General features: G+C 33.5%; 13 protein-coding genes and 3 pseudogenes. 2 read left to right on the top strand and 14 right to left on the bottom strand.

What is annotated here, in order from left to right; all coding sequences use genetic code 11:
* Positions 1–100: 100 nt before the first annotated feature.
* A pseudogene (locus ACNO7W_RS14250) lies at positions 101–1,060 on the bottom strand (HD domain-containing protein); the annotation flags it as partial.
* 154 nt (positions 1,061–1,214) lie between these two features.
* Positions 1,215–2,009 carry a 3-keto-disaccharide hydrolase gene (locus ACNO7W_RS14245; protein ID WP_417938633.1) on the bottom strand — a complete coding sequence of 265 codons (795 nt, stop codon included), beginning with the start codon at positions 2,007–2,009 and terminating at the stop codon, positions 1,215–1,217.
* Positions 2,010–2,221: 212 nt separating this feature from the next.
* On the opposite strand from ACNO7W_RS14245, the pseudogene ACNO7W_RS14240 reads away from it, so the two are divergent.
* Together ACNO7W_RS14240 and ACNO7W_RS14235 are read left to right on the top strand one after the other, a co-directional pair.
* Positions 2,222–2,410: pseudogene (locus tag ACNO7W_RS14240) on the top strand (IS982 family transposase); the annotation flags it as partial.
* Between the two features lie 105 nt (positions 2,411–2,515).
* A pseudogene (locus ACNO7W_RS14235) lies at positions 2,516–2,644 on the top strand (IS982 family transposase); the annotation flags it as partial.
* A 67-nt stretch (positions 2,645–2,711) separates the two neighbouring features.
* Here the strand turns inward: ACNO7W_RS14235 and ACNO7W_RS14230 are convergent.
* The 12 genes from ACNO7W_RS14230 to ACNO7W_RS14175 all read right to left on the bottom strand — a co-directional run bounded on the left by ACNO7W_RS14230 (position 2,712) and on the right by ACNO7W_RS14175 (position 18,218).
* A complete protein-coding gene (locus ACNO7W_RS14230) occupies positions 2,712–3,983 on the bottom strand; it encodes a beta-ketoacyl-[acyl-carrier-protein] synthase family protein (protein ID WP_417938632.1) in 1,272 nt (423 codons plus the stop codon).
* 67 nt (positions 3,984–4,050) lie between these two features.
* On the bottom strand, positions 4,051–4,479 hold the full coding sequence (locus tag ACNO7W_RS14225; protein WP_417938631.1) for a 3-hydroxyacyl-ACP dehydratase FabZ family protein: 429 nt from the start codon (positions 4,477–4,479) through the stop codon (positions 4,051–4,053).
* A 49-nt stretch (positions 4,480–4,528) separates the two neighbouring features.
* Positions 4,529–5,581, bottom strand: a complete 1,053-nt coding sequence (locus ACNO7W_RS14220; protein ID WP_417938634.1) for a type III polyketide synthase — start codon at positions 5,579–5,581, stop codon at positions 4,529–4,531.
* Positions 5,578–6,291, bottom strand: coding sequence for a methyltransferase domain-containing protein (locus tag ACNO7W_RS14215; protein WP_143388504.1), 714 nt, complete (start codon positions 6,289–6,291; stop codon positions 5,578–5,580). Before ACNO7W_RS14215 ends, ACNO7W_RS14220 begins: the two co-directional genes overlap by 4 nt.
* Positions 6,292–7,422: an NAD(P)/FAD-dependent oxidoreductase gene (locus ACNO7W_RS14210; protein ID WP_143388505.1), complete on the bottom strand. Its 1,131-nt coding sequence runs from the start codon at positions 7,420–7,422 to the stop codon at positions 6,292–6,294. It lies immediately after the preceding gene.
* A gap of 183 nt (positions 7,423–7,605) precedes the next feature.
* Positions 7,606–9,513, bottom strand: a complete 1,908-nt coding sequence (gene acs / locus ACNO7W_RS14205) for an acetate--CoA ligase (protein WP_417938630.1) — start codon at positions 9,511–9,513, stop codon at positions 7,606–7,608.
* A gap of 482 nt (positions 9,514–9,995) precedes the next feature.
* Positions 9,996–11,465 carry a ketol-acid reductoisomerase gene (gene ilvC, locus ACNO7W_RS14200; RefSeq protein WP_417938629.1) on the bottom strand — a complete coding sequence of 490 codons (1,470 nt, stop codon included), beginning with the start codon at positions 11,463–11,465 and terminating at the stop codon, positions 9,996–9,998.
* An 86-nt stretch (positions 11,466–11,551) separates the two neighbouring features.
* A complete protein-coding gene (ilvN, locus tag ACNO7W_RS14195) occupies positions 11,552–12,073 on the bottom strand; it encodes an acetolactate synthase small subunit (protein WP_314896702.1) in 522 nt (173 codons plus the stop codon).
* Positions 12,074–12,077: 4 nt separating this feature from the next.
* The gene (gene ilvB / locus ACNO7W_RS14190) at positions 12,078–13,772 is read right to left on the bottom strand and encodes a biosynthetic-type acetolactate synthase large subunit (RefSeq protein ID WP_417938628.1); all 1,695 of its coding nucleotides are present in this window, start codon (positions 13,770–13,772) and stop codon (positions 12,078–12,080) included.
* 149 nt (positions 13,773–13,921) lie between these two features.
* Positions 13,922–15,595 (bottom strand): dihydroxy-acid dehydratase, encoded by a 1,674-nt coding sequence (gene ilvD / locus ACNO7W_RS14185; protein WP_417938627.1) that lies wholly within the window; start codon positions 15,593–15,595, stop codon positions 13,922–13,924.
* Between the two features lie 269 nt (positions 15,596–15,864).
* Positions 15,865–16,980 carry a 3-isopropylmalate dehydrogenase gene (gene leuB / locus ACNO7W_RS14180; RefSeq protein ID WP_417938626.1) on the bottom strand — a complete coding sequence of 372 codons (1,116 nt, stop codon included), beginning with the start codon at positions 16,978–16,980 and terminating at the stop codon, positions 15,865–15,867.
* A gap of 62 nt (positions 16,981–17,042) precedes the next feature.
* Positions 17,043–18,218, bottom strand: coding sequence for a 2-isopropylmalate synthase (locus ACNO7W_RS14175; RefSeq protein ID WP_082014141.1), 1,176 nt, complete (start codon positions 18,216–18,218; stop codon positions 17,043–17,045).
* Positions 18,219–18,345 lie beyond the last annotated feature (127 nt).

Below are 18,345 nucleotides of genomic sequence, written 5' to 3'. Positions count from 1 at the left end.
AAAACAGATATTCAAAGAGCAAGTAAGGTTAGATCCACAAAAGGATTATTAGTACATCTGTTTGGAAAGATTGCAGTTGCCTTTATAAACTTAATATTTTAACCCTTGATTCGCATAAATCCCTGTTAACAATCATTTTGCTTAAAGATGACAATATAAAATCATCTTGTTTTTGCCAAGATTTTAAAGCGCTAATGATATCAAAATCATCCAATTGGGAAAACAAATCTAAGTTTTCAGTATCAAAAGTGTCTAAGGTAACTTTATTTTGCATAAAAAAAAGCAACGGCTCGCTACAAGGCAATTGAATTCCTTTTAAAGTCAATTCTTTGGCACGTTTTAAGACTTTCGTCAAAATTAACTCTGCTACCAAACTCGTTTTGTGCAAATACGCCTGCCAATACATTAATCTTCTGGACATCAAGAACTTTTCTACAGAATAAATTCCTTTTTCTTCAATAACCAAAAAATCATCGACCACATTCATCATTTGGATTAATCGCTCTGAATTCACATTTCCTTCTGCCACACCCGAATAAAAACTATCGCGTTTCAAATAATCCATTCGATCCATATCCAATTGACTGGAAATCAGTTGCAACATAAATTTTCTGTCATATTCTCCTTTAAAAACCTGAATGGCCAAACTCAACTGACCGTCGAATTCCACATTCAGTTGATTCATGAATAACAATGATATTTCTTCATGATGCACATCCTCGACAATGCTTTTTTCCATCGCATGTGAAAACGGACCGTGACCAATATCGTGTAACAAAATGGCAATGTACAATGCATTTTCTTCCTCTGAAGATATGGAAACACCTTTAAAACGCAATACATCAACCGCTTTTTGCATCAGGTGCATGCAACCTAAAGCATGATGAAAACGAGTGTGATTTGCTCCAGGATAAACCAAATACGACAAACCCATTTGGGAAATACGGCGCAAGCGTTGAAAATAAGGATGCTGAACTAAATCGTAAATTAAGGCATTGGGGATGGTAATAAACCCATAAATGGGATCATTGAATATTTTTAGCTTATTGATTTGACTCACTATAACTTTATTTTTTGGTCAACAAATATAAGGAAATTAGACTTTAAAATAGAAACCGTTTGTTATGGTGATTTTGAATCCACTAAAATAGACCTTCTCGTTAGTAGTATAAATATTAAAAAAGGAGAGTTTTTAGCTCTCCTTTTAATTCTTTTTATAGTTTTCTAATCCAGATGTTTCTGAATTGCGTCTTACAACCATGCTCTTGTAAAGCAATTACATCGTCGCCATGTGGTGAAGGATAATTGTGTAAACCAATATAAAGTGTCAATCCGCTTATAGTTGCATTATTTTGAACTAACACTCCATTTTGCAATACCGTGATTCTTGCCGGTGCATCTATTCTTCCATCAGCTTTGAAGCGCGGCGCGGTATAAACAATATCGTACATATTCCATTCTAAAGGAGCTTTCATTGCATTGACTAAAGGCGGTACATCTTTATAAATACTTCCGGCTTGACCATTACTATAGCTTCTGTTATTATAAGAATCCAATACTTGGAGTTCGTATCTGTTTTGCAAAAATATACCACTATTTCCTCTCCATTGTCCGCCATCCAGAACCACATCAGGTGCACTCCACTCGATGTGCAATTGACAATCTCCAAATTGCATTTTCGTCTGAATAGCTCCTGAACCCGGAATCACTTCCATATATTCGTTATTTACTATTTTCCAAGTCGCAGGTTTGGTAACGTCTTTTTGACTCACCCATTGATTTAAGTTTTTCCCATCAAATAAAATAATCGCATCCGAAGGCGCGTCTCCTAACTTTTTAGCCGGAGTGATTACTTTTACTTCCGGCTCCCAGATTTCGGTCATTTCTGGTTTCATGGGCATGGGTGAAACCGCTGGTGGTGTGTTCACATAATCATGTTGTGCCATAGCAACTGCAGCCGAAAATAAGGCTATACTTAAAAAATAATTTCTGATTTTATTCGATTTCATAGTTAAAAATTCATTTAGATTCATAAAAGTATAAATTTATAATAAAATCGTTCTGTTTTACATTAGGAGCGAAAAAAATATCACAACTGCATTTTTTTATTCCTGATTCTATTTAATTATTTTGCATGTACGAACGGGACTATAGCGATGGCAGGCAATTCATGTTGTACCTAAATTTTCACTTATAACACGATTAAAATCTGTAAAAATGAATTGGTGATAAAGATTATTTGTCTAAAACAATTCAATTAGACTTTTTTTCAATCTACAAATTTTACATTAGAAACACCTATGACAGTTAATCAAAAAATTATAAACCACACCTTAAATCTTTAGAAAATCAAGAAAAAGAATTGATTTTTTTTTCACAATTATGTTACCAGTTCCTGATAAGAAGAAATTAAGTAACAGGAACGATATATTGTCGTATTTTATAGGGTCAAACCCTCAATGACTATGTAGTTTGCCTCTAAAAACATATACGACATTATTTTAATCAAATTACTTATGCTAAAACATTTGAAGATTTTAAAACAAGAATTTAGGCAAAAATAACAACGTTAACATTGATTCAATATATTAATAAATTTATTTTTAACAGACCAATAAATAATATTAAATCACAAATCATTTAATTACACCCAACTGGTTAACTCACTAATTTTATTTCAAATTTAAAATATCAAATTTGTGAATCTGTGGCTAAATATATTTTTTTAAAATCACACATCCATTCACATCCCCAAAACCAAAACTTGCTTTTGCAATGATATTCAATTCTTTTTCAATCAATTGTCTTGGAATTCTTGACTCGTCAATTAGAGCGGTAATTTCAGGGTTTAAATCTTCACAATTGATATTCGGGAAAACAAATCCTTCATGCAATTGCAACACTGAGGCCACACTTTCTATACTCCCCGCTCCTGACAAGCAATGTCCTACCATTGATTTTAAGGAGTTAATATAGGGAAATTCTTTTCCTTTTCTGTCCAAAGCTTCACTCCAATTCTTAATCTCCAAACTATCTTTTGATGTGGCTGTCAAATGTCCGTTTATAGCATCAATATCATTGGCTGAAATTCCAGCATTTTCAATAGCATTTTTAATGCATTTTTGAACGGCTGTCGGATTTGGAGCTGTCATAGTCCCTAATCCGCGTTGCCCCCCAGAATTTACATTTCCACCTAAAACTTCTGCGTAGATTTTAGCACCTCTTGCTAATGCACTTTCTAAATCTTCCAAAACTAAAGCCCCTGCTCCGCTTCCCGGAACAAATCCCGAAGCGCTGGCACTCATAGGTCTTGACCCTTGTTCAGGGGATAAATTATGTTTAAAAGTACAGACTTTCATCGCATCAAATCCGCCCCAAATATAAGGACCGGAATCACTTGTACTTCCTGCCAAAATGCGTTTTGCCTGTCCTGATTTTATCCGTTCATACGCCATCAAAATACTTTCAGTTCCTGTTGTGCATGCCGAAGAATTGGTAGTGACTTGATTTCCTAATCCTAATTTCCCTCCCAAATAAGCACTCACGCCACTATTCATAGTTTGCGCCACGGCTGTACTCCCTAATCTTCGGGTTTGAAAATCATCTATTTTATAAATGCTCTCGCGAAATTTATCAATTCCAGAAGTTCCTGTTCCAAAAATGGTTCCGCTATCCCAATCTGGTTCTTCATTGACTTCTACAGCTAAACCTGCATCTTTCCAAGCATCAATTCCGGCAATAACTCCATATAAAATTCCAGTGGAATTGAAATTTCTCAACTCTAATTCCGAGAAATATTGCAATGCTAATTCAGTTGAAATTTCAGGTTTTCCAGCAATTTGACAGGAAAATTGTAACCTTTCCAACTCGGCATCATGCTTTATTCCAGAAATTCCGTTTTTGATGGCATGAGTAAACGCATCAAGTCCAACTCCATTTGGAGCAACAACACCAAGACCGGTTATAACTACTCTTTTTTGCATTTACAGTTTAAATTTAATGTCAATAAACAATTAAAATAATAATAATTTCAATAAAAAATCTAAAATATCAAACTATCATTCCTGCTATTGTTCCCATACAAACAGTTTCTTCTCTTTCATTTATCATCCTCACTTTACACTTTAATTTTCCGAATCTGAAATATATTTTTTCTGAAATTACAGTCACTTTTTCATTTGGAAAAACAGGTTTTAAAAAATTTATTTCCGTTGATGTTAAAGCAATTGAAGTCGTTGTGTTAAATGTATCATTCAATAAAAATATTCCGAGACAAACTAATCCGATTTGCGCCATAACTTCGGTCAAAATTACACCTGGAGTTACTGGATTGTCTTTAAAATGACCTTCATAAAAATCTAAATTTCCATCAAAAGTATACCTTCCTTCCGCTCCATTTTCATTGATTTGAACAATCTCATCGACAAACAGAAAGGGTTTGGAATACGGTAATTTTGATATAATTTCTTGTTTTGTCATATTTTACTTTTTTATCATTTCACATTCGTCGAAATAATAAGATTGACTATTAGAACTGTAACAAAACTCTTTGAGCTGAAAATCCCGGACCAAAACTCAGCATCAATCCTTTTGCTCCTTTTTTAGGGTTACTGTCCATAATTCGCTCCAAAACATACAGAACCGTCGCACTTGACATATTTCCATACAAACGCAAAACTTCTTTGGTATCGTTTATATTCTTTCCTAAATCAAAAAATAAAGCTTCCACTGTTTGAACAATTTTTTTTCCGCCTGGATGAAAAATCAAATGATCGATTGTATCAATTGTTTGATTATTCTTCTCTAAAAAAGGATTAATAATATCCGGAAAATGCGATGCAATAGTTTCTGGAACTTCTATATCTAATACCATTTGTAAACCAGAATTCGTCAGTTTAAAACCCATCATATGAATATTATCATAGAAATGATACATTTCATCCGCAAGAATTTCCGGGCCATCATCTGCTTCGTGTGAAGAAAGCAAAACACAAGCCGCGCCATCACCAAAAATAGCCGCGCTTACAATATTTGCCATCGAAAAATCATCTAATTGAAAGGTCGCTGTTGGACTTTCAACCGCGATTACCGCAGCCCGTTTTCCAGGATTAGCCTGCAGGAAATTTTTGGCATAAATTATTCCTGAAATTCCAGCTGCACAACCCATTTCAGTTACTGGAAGCCGTACGATATCCTGACGTAATTTCAATTTATTAATTAAATAAGCATCCAATGACGGAATCATAATTCCAGTGCAACTCACCGTAATAATATAGTCCAAATCTTCTGGATTCCAATTGACCTTTTTTAATGCTTTTTCTAATACTTTCTCACCTAAATCAATAACTTCACGAACATAAATATCATTTCTTTCTTCAAAAGAAGTTTTCGTAAAAACGGCAATTGGATCCATAATTGAGTATCGCTTATCAACAGCAGCACCTTCAAATATTTTTTTTACTTTCCTGATAAAACGTTCGTCTTGTCCGACTAACCAAGCATCCAAAAATGGAATGATTTCTTCAGTTGTTCGGAAGTATTTTGGTAATTGTTTTGTAACGGTTTTTATTTTTACACTCATATTTTCGAAATTATCCACTGGTAGCGAAACGCCCATTTCCAATGAATTTTATAGTTGCTAAAATTTAATTTTTCTGAAAAACTAACTAGTTCTTCTTTTTTAAAACCTCGTAAAATTGAAATTAATCCATCTTCCCGTGACATATCATTTAATCTAAAAACAAAACATAATGCCTGAAACAACCGATAAGCAACAGCACTTCTTTGCAAGTCATTTATAACAATTCCAATATTCGAATTGGTATTAAATACATTTAATAAATAAATAATTTCATTGTCTTTAAAATGATGTAATGTCAAAGTACACAGAATGATATCGTATTTTAATTCTCCAAAAGGTTTATCAAATATATCTTCACATTGGTACGATATATTAGAATATTTTTTAGATAATTTTCGCGCATGGTTGATCGTAAAATTATTAGCATCTATACCAATTAATTGAAATTTTAGATTATTTTTTAATCCAAAATCCGCCAATGTTCGCAACATATCGCCATTGCCACAACCTACATCTACAATACTAATTTCATTTGATTTTGGAATATCCTTAATCAAATCCTGAACGCCTCGTAAAGTTAACAGGTTTCCACCTAAAAGCTGATTGATTTTGGCTATTTTATCTAACGCATCACGTAAGATTTCTCCTTCCATGGTAAAATCGTCCATAGTTTCAGGTTCATCAGTTCTGTATTTTGTATTTATAAACATCTATGAGTTTAAAATTATGGGGGTTCCGTGCGTTTTTTTAATAATTTTCGACAATAAAAACGGAAATATAATTAATATATACGTCAATGCTCCTGATAGTTTTTTCTTTTGCAAAAGAGTTGATAAAAATCTTCCCATTCCCAATCTTTTACTAAAATTAAAACTCCATTCTTGAGTGTATTTTTCTTCTAATTCGTTTCTGGATTTGATTTCGTTATTGCAATATTTCTCCAATAATTCAGAAACAATTTTAGCACTATGAATTGCCATTGCCATGCCATTACCACACAAAGGATGGATTAATCCGGCTGTATCTCCAATCATTAAAATATGATTCTCAACAGCTTGTTTTTTTTCGAAAGAAATTTGACTGATTGTTAATGGTTTCTCGAAAAGCAAGTTACTTTTTTCAAAAATTGTTTTTAAATGTGGGTTTTGATAAACAACGTTATTTTGATATTCATCAACATTTTTAAACTGTTTGAAGGTTTCGTAATCTGCTAAATAACAAATATTAATTACATCATTTTCTACTTTTGAAACACCACAATAACCGCCTTTAAAGTTATACAATCCAACCAAATCACTAGGGAAATCTCCTGAATAATGAGCTTTGACGGCCAACCATGGTGATTTCTTCTGAATAAAATTACGATTTAGTTTTTGATCAATAGTAGAACGTTTACCAAAGGATCCTATCACAATTTCAGATTTTAAAATGGCTTTATTTAAAGTAGTTACGGTAAATATTTCATTCTCAAAAACAATTGTTTCTACTGTATCCGGAATGATTTTACAACCATTTGCAATTGCTTTAGTGCATAAGTGTTCATCTAGAGTATAGCGACTAATTCCAAATCCACCGAGAGGTAAAATACTCTTAATTTTCTTTCCGCTGACTGTTGAAAATTCAAGTTTTGTAATAGCTGTAGGACATAAATCAGTTATTTTCAAATCGAGCCAATTGAGATAAGGCAAAACTTCATTAGAAATATATTCGCCACAAACTTTATGTTTTGGAAATTCATTTTTTTCTACAACGGTAATTTGAAATCCAACTTTGGATAAATGAATTGCTGCAGTCAAACCTGCTAAACCGCCACCAATAATTAAGACTTCCTTATTTTTCATAGAGAAGTAAATTTAGGTATTTGTTTCAGAATGTAGCTATATTATTTAATATAAAACTTACATAATTAATTGATTTTTTGTTGTCTAATAAAAGTGATTTTTTTCTTTTAAAATTATTTTTAGAGTTTCTCAAAAAGTATAATTCAAAAAAAGCTGTTTTATTACAAACAGCTTTTAATTAATTTACAATTTTCCTCCTTTTATTTCCTCTACAACCTCAGGATTCAATAAAGTTGAAATATCACCAAAATTAGAATAATCACCTTCGGCAATTTTGCGAAGAATCCTACGCATAATTTTTCCGGAACGTGTTTTTGGCAAACCGGAAACAAATTGAATTTTATCCAGTTTAGCAATTGGACCAATGTGATCCGTTATGTGTTGATTTATTTCTTTGATAAGATTTTCTTTATTTCTAGTTTCTCCCGTTTCTTTTAGAATTACAAAACCGTATAATGCATTTCCTTTGATATCATGAGGAAATCCAACAATTGCTGACTCAGCAACTGCCGGATGCTCATTAATCGCATCTTCAATAGGCGCTGTTCCTAAATTATGTCCCGAAACGATAACCACATCATCTACACGACCTGTAATTCTGTAATACCCTACTTCATCACGTAGAGCACCGTCACCAGTGAAATATTTGCCTGGAAAGGTAGAAAAATAAGTGTCTTTATACCGTTGATGATCTCCCCAAATGGTTCTCGCTATTCCAGGCCATGGGAATTTGATACATAAACTACCTACTACTTGATTGCCTTCTATTTCATTTCGTTTTTCATCCATCAATACGGGTTGAATTCCAGGTAATGGTAAAGTAGCATAGGTTGGTTTTGTTGGGGTAACAAATGCGATTGGAGAAATCATAATTCCACCTGTTTCCGTTTGCCACCACGTATCCACAACGGGACATCTTTTATCTCCAACATGGTCATTATACCAGTGCCAAGCTTCTTCATTGATTGGCTCCCCTACTGAACCGATTACTTTTAATGATTTTAAAGGGAATTTTTGTACATATTCTAAGCTTTCTTTTGCTAAAGCACGAATAGCCGTTGGTGCAGTGTAAAACTGGGTAACTTTATGTTTTTCGATAATTTCCCAGAAACGACTAAAATCAGGATAAGAAGGAACGCCTTCAAAAATAACGGTTGTCCCACCATTTAATAATGGACCATATAGAGTGTAAGAATGTCCAGTAATCCAGCCTATATCAGCGGTACACCAAAAAATGTCGTTTTCCTCATGATTAAAAACATTTTTAAACGTGTAAGCAGTGTACACCATGTAACCTGCAGTGGTATGTACCATTCCTTTAGGTTTTCCGGTTGAACCTGAAGTGTAAAGAATAAACAATGGATCTTCAGCATCCATAATTTCAGCTACATTATTATCCGATGCTGCTTCTAAAAGAGGTTGCAACCATTGGTCACGACCTTCTTTCATGTTTACCGAAGTGTTAGTTCTTTTTACAACCAAGACAGTTGAAACACTTGGACAGCTTAACAATGCCTCGTCAATTATCCCTTTTAAATCAATGGTTTTATTTCCTCTGTAACCACCATCTGAAGTAATAACCATTTTGCATTCACTGTCATTTATTCTTGTTGCCACAGCAGAAGACGAAAATCCAGCAAAAACAACTGAATGTATCGCACCGATTCTCGCACAAGCCAAAGTTGTAATAGCCAATTCAGGAATCATTGGTAAATAAATACAAACACGATCTCCTTTTTTTATGCCTTGTTCGCGCAATACGTTTGCCATTTTGCAAACACGTTGGTGCAATTCATTATATGTTATATGTAATGCAGTTTCTGTTGGATCATTCGGTTCAAAAATAATAGCCGTTTTTTCACCTCTTTTAGCAAGATGTCTATCGATACAGTTTTTAGTCATATTTACTTTAGCTTCAGTAAACCATTTTACTTCGGCTTCAGCCATATTAAAATCGACAACTTTATCCCATTGTTGGTACCAAGTGAAATTTTCTTCTGCTATTTTACCCCAAAATTTTCTGGGCTCACGAACTGATTTATTATAATGTTTAAAATATTGTTCTAAATTATCAATTTTATAGTAGCTCATGTTTTTTAATTTTTTATAAAAGTATTAAATCTCAAGCTATTCTTAAAATTATTTAAATTATAAATTCCTATAGAAATTTAAATATTAAATAAAAAAAATAACTTTTTAATGACAATTTGTTCGTTTTTCAGTATTTTTTGAAATTATGATAAAAACAAAAAAAGCGAGATAGATTTCCTACCCCGCCTTTTATCTCAACAAAATTTAACAACAAATAATTTTTGCAATAAAAAAGTGCTTTATTACAACTTCAATTAGGAACATCTTAAAATATATTTTCAATATTAAAAAGATAGTAACAAATTTATTTTTAAATATAAGGAATTACTTCACTTAACTCTCAGCTCGTTTTAAGTTAAGTGAACGTAATATGCATTTTATCTTTCTCTTTTAATAAGTGCTTACTAATTCAAAATATTATGGATTCAAATGATATAATGCAAATCCCAACACACCTCATGTGTGGTAATTCCTGTTTTTTATTAACCTATTTTTTTCATAGCGGTCATCGATTCTCTCAACCACTCTCCTACTTCTTCAATAGGATGTTGACGGATACTATTATTTACAGCAATAAGAACTGCATTATCTACTCCGTTAGAAGTTGAGAATGGTTTACCAATTACGTTTGTGTCTACAGTTTTCATAAAATCAACCAATAAAGGCTTACAAGCATGGTCAAATAAATAACAACCATATTCAGCAGTATCCGAAATGATTCTGTTCATTTCATATAATTTTTTTCTTGCTACAGTATTAGCAATCAAAGGCAATTCATGCAAAGATTCGTAGTACGCAGATTCTTCAATAATTCCTGATTGTGTCATCGTTTCGAAAGCCAATTCAACACCAGCTTTAACCATGGCAATCATCAAAACTCCATTGTCAAAATATTCTTGTTCTGAAATATGAGCAGCTGTTGGAGCCGTTTTTTCAAAATTTGTTTCTGCAGTTGCAGCTCTCCAAGTCAATAAATTGATATCATCATTAGCCCAGTCAATCATCATATTTCTTGAAAACTCACCAGAGATAATATCATCCATATGTTTTTGAAACAACGGACGCATAATATCTTTTAATTCTTCAGCTAATTCGTAAGCTTCAATTTTTGCAGGATTTGAAAGACGATCCATCATATTTGTAATTCCACCATGTTTCAAAGCTTCAGTTACAGTTTCCCAACCGTATTGAATTAATTTTGAAGCATAAGCTGGCTCGATTCCTTTTTCAACCATTTTGTCGAAACATAAAATTGAACCTGTTTGTAACATTCCACAAAGAATGGTTTGTTCTCCCATTAAATCCGATTTAACTTCGGCTACAAATGAAGAGTTCAAAACTCCTGCTTTGTGACCACCGGTAGCAACTGCATATGCTTTTGCTTGTTCGAAACCTTCTCCGTTTGGATCATTTTCAGGGTGAACTGCGATTAATGTTGGCACACCAAAACCTCTTTTATATTCTTCACGAACCTCAGATCCTGGACATTTAGGAGCACACATAATTACAGTGATGTCTTTACGAATTTGCATTCCTTCTTCTACGATATTAAAACCATGAGAATATGCTAATGTTGAACCATTTTTCATCAAAGGCATGATTGCTGTTACTACAGCAGTATGTTGTTTATCTGGTGTAAGGTTACAAACCAAATCAGCAGTTGGAATTAATTCTTCATAAGTTCCCACTTTGAAACCATTATCAGCAGCATTCATAAAAGAAGCTCTTTTTTGTGCAATTGCTTCTGCACGCAATGCGTAAGAAATATCTAAACCTGAATCTCTCATGTTCAAACCTTGGTTCAAACCTTGAGCTCCACAACCTACGATAACTACTTTTTTTCCTGCTAATGCTGTTATACCATTTGCAAATTCTGATTGATCCATGAATTCGCAAACGCCTAATTGTTCTAATTGTAATCTAAGTGGTAATGAATTGAAATAATTTGCCATCTTTTTTTATTTAATGATTTTAAAATTTAATAATTGAAATTTTGATTATTGCAATAGCACGATAAAGTGTTAGTGCAAAATGAATTCTATTTAAGCTCTTCTAATAACGTTGATATTTCCATTTTTTCTTTGGAAACAGATATTCTTCCTGAACGTACAAACTGCATGATTCCGAAAGGTTTTAATTTCCCATATAGTTCTTCAATCTCAGAGCGTCTTCCTGATTTTGAAATTACAAAAAAGTCTCTTGATACGGTAACAATTTCTGAATGACTTTCTTTGATGATATTTTGTATTTGTCTTTCGTCAAATAACAAACTCGAATTTATTTTGAACAAAGCACTTTCCAAGAAAATAGTTTCTTCATCCACATGATAAAAGGCTTTGATTACTTCGATTTGTTTTTCGATTTGGCCTACAATATTTTGTACCCATTTTTCAGTTGTATCCACTACAATGATGAATCGGGAAACATTTTCTATTTCTGATTCGGATACATTTAAACTTAAAATATTGATATGACGTTTCAAGAATATTCCTGATATTCTGTTTAATAAGCCAACGTTGTTTTCTGAATAAACAGAAATGGTGAATGTTTTATTTTCCATAATATTAACTTAATCGCATATCAGAAACCGATGCTCCTGTTGGAATCATTGGGAATACATTATTTTCTTTTTCTACCATAACTTCAAGGAAATACGATTCTTTTGAAGCCATCATTTCAGCAACGGCCGCATCTAAATCTTCTCTTTTGGTCACTTTTTTGGCTTTAATATAATAGCCTTCAGCAATCGCTATAAAATTAGGATTGATCATTTCAGTTGAAGCATATCTTTTGTCAAAAAACAATTGTTGCCACTGACGTACCATTCCTAAAAATTCGTTGTTCAAGACTACAATTTTCACAGGAACTTTAGTTTGAAAAATAGTTCCTAATTCCTGAATCGTCATTTGAAAACCACCATCACCAATAATAGCAACCACTTCACGTTCCGGCATTCCCATTTTGGCACCAATTGCAGCTGGTAAAGCAAATCCCATGGTTCCTAAACCACCTGAAGTTACGTTACTTTTTGTTGAATTGAATTTGGCATAACGACAAGCAAACATTTGGTGTTGCCCCACATCCGAAACCATAATCGCATCACCTTTAGAATGTTTATTAATCATTTCGATAGTTTCACCCATAGAAATTCCTTCTTTCTTAGGTTTTAACTCGTCATTGATTACTGCTTCCAATTCAATTTTATACATTTCTTTGAATTCATTGTGCCAAGATTCATGTGTATTACTTTTGATAAAAGGAAGTAAAGCAGTCAGAGATTCTTTAACATCAGCTAAAACAGCCACAGTTGTCTTTACATTTTTATCTATCTCCGATGGATCAATTTCAAAGTGAATTACTTTGGCCTGTTTCGCATAAGTAGCTAAATTTCCTGTAACACGATCATCAAAACGCATTCCAAGTGCTATCAAAACATCACATTCGTTTGTTAACAAATTAGGACCATAATTTCCGTGCATTCCTAACATTCCCACATTCAACGGGTGATCCGTTGGCAATGCCGAAAGTCCTAAAATAGTCCAAGCAGCAGGTATTCCTGATTTTTCAACTAATGCTTTTAATTGTTCTTCGGCTTCACCAAGAATGATTCCCTGACCAAAAACAATATATGGTTTTTTTGCATTATTGATTAGTTCCGCAGCCTCTTTAATTTTTTCAATATCTAAAGTTGGCCTTGGATTATAACTTCTAATGCTGGTACACTTTTTATAACTAAATTCAATTTCGTCAAATTGAGCATTTTTTGTAATATCAATCAAAACTGGACCCGGACGACCTGATCTTGCAATATAAAATGCTTTTGCAATGATTTCAGGTATTTCATGTGCTTCAGTAATTTGATAATTCCATTTGGTAACCGGAGTCGAAATTCCAATAATATCGGTTTCCTGAAATGCATCTGAACCTAATAAATGCTTTCCTACCTGGCCTGTAATACAAACCATTGGAGTAGAATCAATCTGAGCATCGGCAATACCAGTTACAAGATTTGTTGCTCCGGGACCTGAAGTAGCTATTGCCACTCCAACTTTCCCTGTTGCTCTTGCAAATCCCTGAGCCGCATGAGTTGCCCCTTGTTCGTGACGAACTAAAACATGCTGTAATTGATCTTGAAATTTATATAATTCATCGTAAACAGGCATTATGGCACCACCGGGATAACCATAAACCAAGTCTACTCCTTCTTCTAATAAGCATCTAATAACGGCTTCTGCGCCTGATATTTTATTTGTTCCCATGGGTACGTTTATTATTTTTCCTCATCCCTCCCGAAACTTCGGGACTCTCCAAAGGAGAGTGAGCCGAGACTGATATAGTATTCCTATTTTTTACTTTCAAATAAAAGTCCAAACCTATTTATTATTCCCCCCTTCGGGGGTTAGGGGGATTATTTATCGGTCACACATCCTGTTGAAGCGCTCGAGACCGATCTTGCATATTTCAATAAAACTCCTTTTGTTGCTTTCAAAGCGGGTTGAACCCAATTCGCTTTTCTTTTAGCAAATTCTTCGTCAGAAATTTTTAAATTGATGGTATTATTTATAGCATCAATAGTAATGACATCTCCATTCTTGACCAATGCAATTCCTCCACCATCAAAGGCTTCTGGAGTAATATGACCTACTACGAAACCATGTGAGCCTCCAGAGAATCTACCATCTGTAATCAAAGCAACTCTTTTTCCAAGTCCTGCACCCATAATAGCCGATGTAGGTTTAAGCATCTCAGGCATTCCCGGACCACCTTTTGGACCACAATATCTAATGACGACAACGTCTCCAGGTTTTACTAAGCCACTTTGAACACCAGGAATAACATCAAATTCATTTTCGAATACTACTGCAGTTCCTTCAAAATATTCTCCTTCATTTCCACTAATTTTAGCCACACAACCTTCTGAAGCTAAGTTTCCGTACAAAATCTGAATGTTTCCACTTGCTTTCAATGCTTTTTGGATTTCATGAATCACTTCTTGTCCATCTTGCAAATCAGGTACAGCTGCTAAATTTTCAGCCAATGTTTTACCCGTTACTGTCAAACAATCACCGTGAAGGAATCCTTCTTTCAACAAATATTTCATTACAGCAGGAACTCCTCCTACTTCATGTAAATCTTCCATTAAATATTTACCACTTGGTTTTAAATCAGCAAGCAATGGAGTTTTATCACTTATGTCTTGAAAATCTTTTAATGTGATTTCAATATCAACAGAATGTGCCATAGCAATTAAATGCATAACCGCATTAGTGGAACCTCCTAAAACTGCCACCATGGTAATCGCGTTTTCAAAGGATTTTTTAGTCATAATATCCTTTGGTTTGATATCTTTTTCTAGTAAAATTCGGATAGCTTTACCTGCATCCAAACATTCTTGCTTTTTCTCTTGACTTAAAGCGGGGTTCGATGAACTATAAGGTAAACTCATTCCCAAAGCTTCAATTGCAGATGACATGGTGTTTGCGGTATACATTCCTCCACATGCACCAGCACCTGGACAAGCGTTTTGTATTACTCCTTTAAAATCCTCAGGTGTAATTGTATTGTTGAATTTTTTTCCTAACGCTTCAAAAGCAGAAACAATATTAAGTGATTCTCCTTTCCATTTTCCAGAATGGATCGACCCTCCATAAACCATTATTGCAGGACGATTAACTCTTCCCATAGCCATGACAGAACCTGGCATATTTTTATCACAACCCACAACTGCAATCATGGCGTCATACCATTGTGCTCCCATAACTGTTTCGATAGAATCAGCAATTACATCTCTAGAAACCAATGAAAAACGCATACCGTCAGTACCGTTTGAAATACCATCACTTACACCGATAGTATTAAAAATTAACCCAACCAAATCTTCTGCCCAAACTCCTGATTTAACATCTTTTGCTAAATCATTCAAGTGCATATTACAAGGATTTCCTTCATAACCCATGCTTACGATTCCTACTTGCGCTTTTTTCAAATCCTCTTCTGTTAATCCAATTCCGTACAGCATAGCTTGCGCTGCAGGTTGTGTTTCATCTTGTGTTATGGTCTTGCTGTATTTATTTAATTCCATTATATGTTTGTTTGTGTATTTTAAATTCATTCCAAAAAAAAACCTTCCAATATAATTGGAAGGTTTTAAATATTTTTTTAATTATATCTATAACATTCCTGCTGCATATGTGATTACCACATTGACATTAATAATTGAAGAAATAATAGTTACGATTTTCATTTTTTTTATTTGCTTCAAAAATATGAAAAACAAATAGAACAAAAAAATAGAACCTTAAAATTATAGCACTTTTTCAATTATTAAATGCACTTTTGATTATTGTTTTGTTAAACAATAGTCGATTGTCCTATCTGGACGTTGTCACTTTTAAAATATAAATCATCTTTGCTTAAAATGACATTCGAAATAAAATCTCCAACTTCGTTTGTACCAAATTTAGAATCTGCTTTCAAATCTATTGTTACCACATTATATTCAATCGCTTTTTCTACTGCTTCATATACTTTTTTAGCTTCTTTATGAAGTCCAAAATGTTCCAAAAGCATTGCTGCTGATAATACTGAAGCGATTGGATTAGCAATATTTTTTCCTTTTGCTTGCGGATAAGAACCATGAATTGGTTCAAAAAGTGCATTTTTATTTCCTAATGATGCCGAAGCCAATAATCCAATAGAACCTGTTATTACACTAGCTTCATCAGATAAAATATCTCCAAATAAATTTTCAGTTAAAATGACATCAAATTGTTTTGGATTTAAAATAATTTGCATCGCTGCATTATCAACAAAAAGAAAATCCAATGCTACATCCGGATAACTTTCGCTTACATTTTTGACAACTTTTCTCCATAATCGAGAAGTTTCAAGCACATTGGCTTTATCCACCATTGTTACTTTTTTACGTCTATTTTGTGCTGCTTTAAACGCCAAATGAGTAATTCTGGTGATTTCTTCTTCTGAATATTCACATAAATCAGAAGCGATGGTACCCGCATCGTTCAATTTTTTCTCACCAAAATAAACACCCCCGGTAAGTTCTCTGAAAATAGTAAAATCTGCACCTTCGATTATTTCTCTTTTTAAAGGAGAAGAATCTAATAATGACTTATATGGTTTTATAGGTCGGATATTTGCAAAAAGACCTAATTCTTTTCTCAATTTTAATAATCCCTGCTCAGGACGTACTTTAGCATCAGGATTGTTGTCGTATTTTGGATCACCAATTGCGCCAAACAAAACAGCATCCGTATTAAGGCAAAGGTTAAGGGTTTGTTCCGGAAGAGGGTTTCCGGTTTTATCTATAGCAACAGCTCCCATAAGAGCATCTTCAAAAATAAATTCATGATCATATACTACACCTATAGCATATAAAGCTTTCTTTGCCTGTAAGGTCACCTCTGGTCCTATTCCATCTCCTGGCAGTACTGCTATTTTTAAATTCATGGTTTAGTTTTTTTATATAAAGTTATACTATTATGTAAATAGTGCTGTAAATAGTGCTTTTATTAGCTTCTTATTAAATCACTTTGTATTTTACAAGCTTCAATAATTTGATGAATATCATCATCTAAAACTTCTTTTTTGATATCGGCAAATTTTAAGAACTCAATATAAACGACATCCAATTGTACTTTAGTAAGTTCATATCCTACTTTTTTTGCTCTGTAAGCCAATGCAGCTCTACCACTTCTTGCAGTAAGAACTATTGAAGACTCATTGACCCCTACATCCAAAGGATCCATGATTTCATAAGTTGCTCTGTTTTTAATCACACCGTCCTGATGAATTCCTGAACTGTGTGCAAAAGCATTAGCACCAACAATCGCTTTATTAGGTTGCACCATCATTCCCATACTTTCTGAAACTAAACGACTCATTTCGTTCAACTGTTTCGTATTGATATCAGTGTACAGATTCAAATAAGGATGTTGTTTAAAAATCATTACTACTTCTTCAAGTGCAGTGTTTCCGGCTCTTTCTCCTATTCCATTTATTGTACATTCTATTTGTCTTGCTCCGTTTACAGCTCCAGCAATAGAATTAGCTGTAGCCATTCCTAAATCATTATGACAATGACAAGAAAGAATAACATTTTCAATACCTTTTACATTTTCTTTTAGGTATTTTATTTTTGCTCCATATTCTTCAGGCAAGCAATATCCTGTAGTATCAGGTATATTAAGTACTGTAGCACCCGATTTTATTACTTCTTCGCAAACTCTTGCCAAGAAATCATTATCAGTTCTACCAGCATCTTCAGCATAAAATTCTACATCTTCAACATACGATTTGGCATGTGAAACTGCAAATTTTGCTCTGGCGATAATATCTTCTCTGGTGGTATTTAATTTATGTATTATATGTGAATTTGAAGTTCCGATTCCAGTATGAATACGAGGTTTTTTAGCATGTTTTAAGGCAGCTGCAGCAACATCAATATCATTTTTTACCGCTCTGGTTAAACCACAAACAGTCGCATTTTTTACAATCTTACTAATTTCAGAAACAGACAAAAAATCACCTGGACTAGAAACAGGAAAACCAGCTTCTATAATGTCAACACCCATTTCGTCTAAGCGATTTGCTATAACGAGTTTTTGATTGGTATCTAATTTACATCCCGGGACCTGTTCTCCATCTCGTAAAGTGGTATCAAAAATTTGAACTTTCTCTCTATTCATTTTCATTTATTTAATGTAATTTCACATCTCAATAACAAATTTATATTTCATTACTTTAATATAAAATTCGTTTTAACGAAATATACTGCTTATAAAGAGAATTAATACTTTATAAGTTACTGATTAA

The sequence above is a fragment of the Flavobacterium sp. ZB4R12 genome (genome assembly GCF_048276375.1).
Taxonomy (GTDB): Bacteria; Bacteroidota; Bacteroidia; order Flavobacteriales; family Flavobacteriaceae; genus Flavobacterium; species Flavobacterium gawalongense.
This window is presented reverse-complemented; position numbering and strand designations above follow the sequence as displayed.

Excerpts from the sequence above, each read along its gene's own strand:
- ACNO7W_RS14245 (WP_417938633.1), bottom strand. The coding sequence starts at position 2,009 with ATGAAATCGAATAAAATCAGAAATTATTTTTTAAGTATAGCCTTATTT.
- ACNO7W_RS14230 (WP_417938632.1), bottom strand. The coding sequence starts at position 3,983 with ATGCAAAAAAGAGTAGTTATAACCGGTCTTGGTGTTGTTGCTCCAAAT.
- ACNO7W_RS14225 (WP_417938631.1), bottom strand. The coding sequence starts at position 4,479 with ATGACAAAACAAGAAATTATATCAAAATTACCGTATTCCAAACCCTTT.
- ACNO7W_RS14220 (WP_417938634.1), bottom strand. The coding sequence starts at position 5,581 with ATGAGTGTAAAAATAAAAACCGTTACAAAACAATTACCAAAATACTTC.
- ACNO7W_RS14215 (WP_143388504.1), bottom strand. The coding sequence starts at position 6,291 with ATGTTTATAAATACAAAATACAGAACTGATGAACCTGAAACTATGGAC.
- ACNO7W_RS14210 (WP_143388505.1), bottom strand. The coding sequence starts at position 7,422 with ATGAAAAATAAGGAAGTCTTAATTATTGGTGGCGGTTTAGCAGGTTTG.
- acs (WP_417938630.1), bottom strand. The coding sequence starts at position 9,513 with ATGAGCTACTATAAAATTGATAATTTAGAACAATATTTTAAACATTAT.
- ilvC (WP_417938629.1), bottom strand. The coding sequence starts at position 11,465 with ATGGCAAATTATTTCAATTCATTACCACTTAGATTACAATTAGAACAA.
- ilvN (WP_314896702.1), bottom strand. The coding sequence starts at position 12,073 with ATGGAAAATAAAACATTCACCATTTCTGTTTATTCAGAAAACAACGTT.
- ilvB (WP_417938628.1), bottom strand. The coding sequence starts at position 13,772 with ATGGGAACAAATAAAATATCAGGCGCAGAAGCCGTTATTAGATGCTTA.
- ilvD (WP_417938627.1), bottom strand. The coding sequence starts at position 15,595 with ATGGAATTAAATAAATACAGCAAGACCATAACACAAGATGAAACACAA.
- leuB (WP_417938626.1), bottom strand. The coding sequence starts at position 16,980 with ATGAATTTAAAAATAGCAGTACTGCCAGGAGATGGAATAGGACCAGAG.
- ACNO7W_RS14175 (WP_082014141.1), bottom strand. The coding sequence starts at position 18,218 with ATGAATAGAGAGAAAGTTCAAATTTTTGATACCACTTTACGAGATGGA.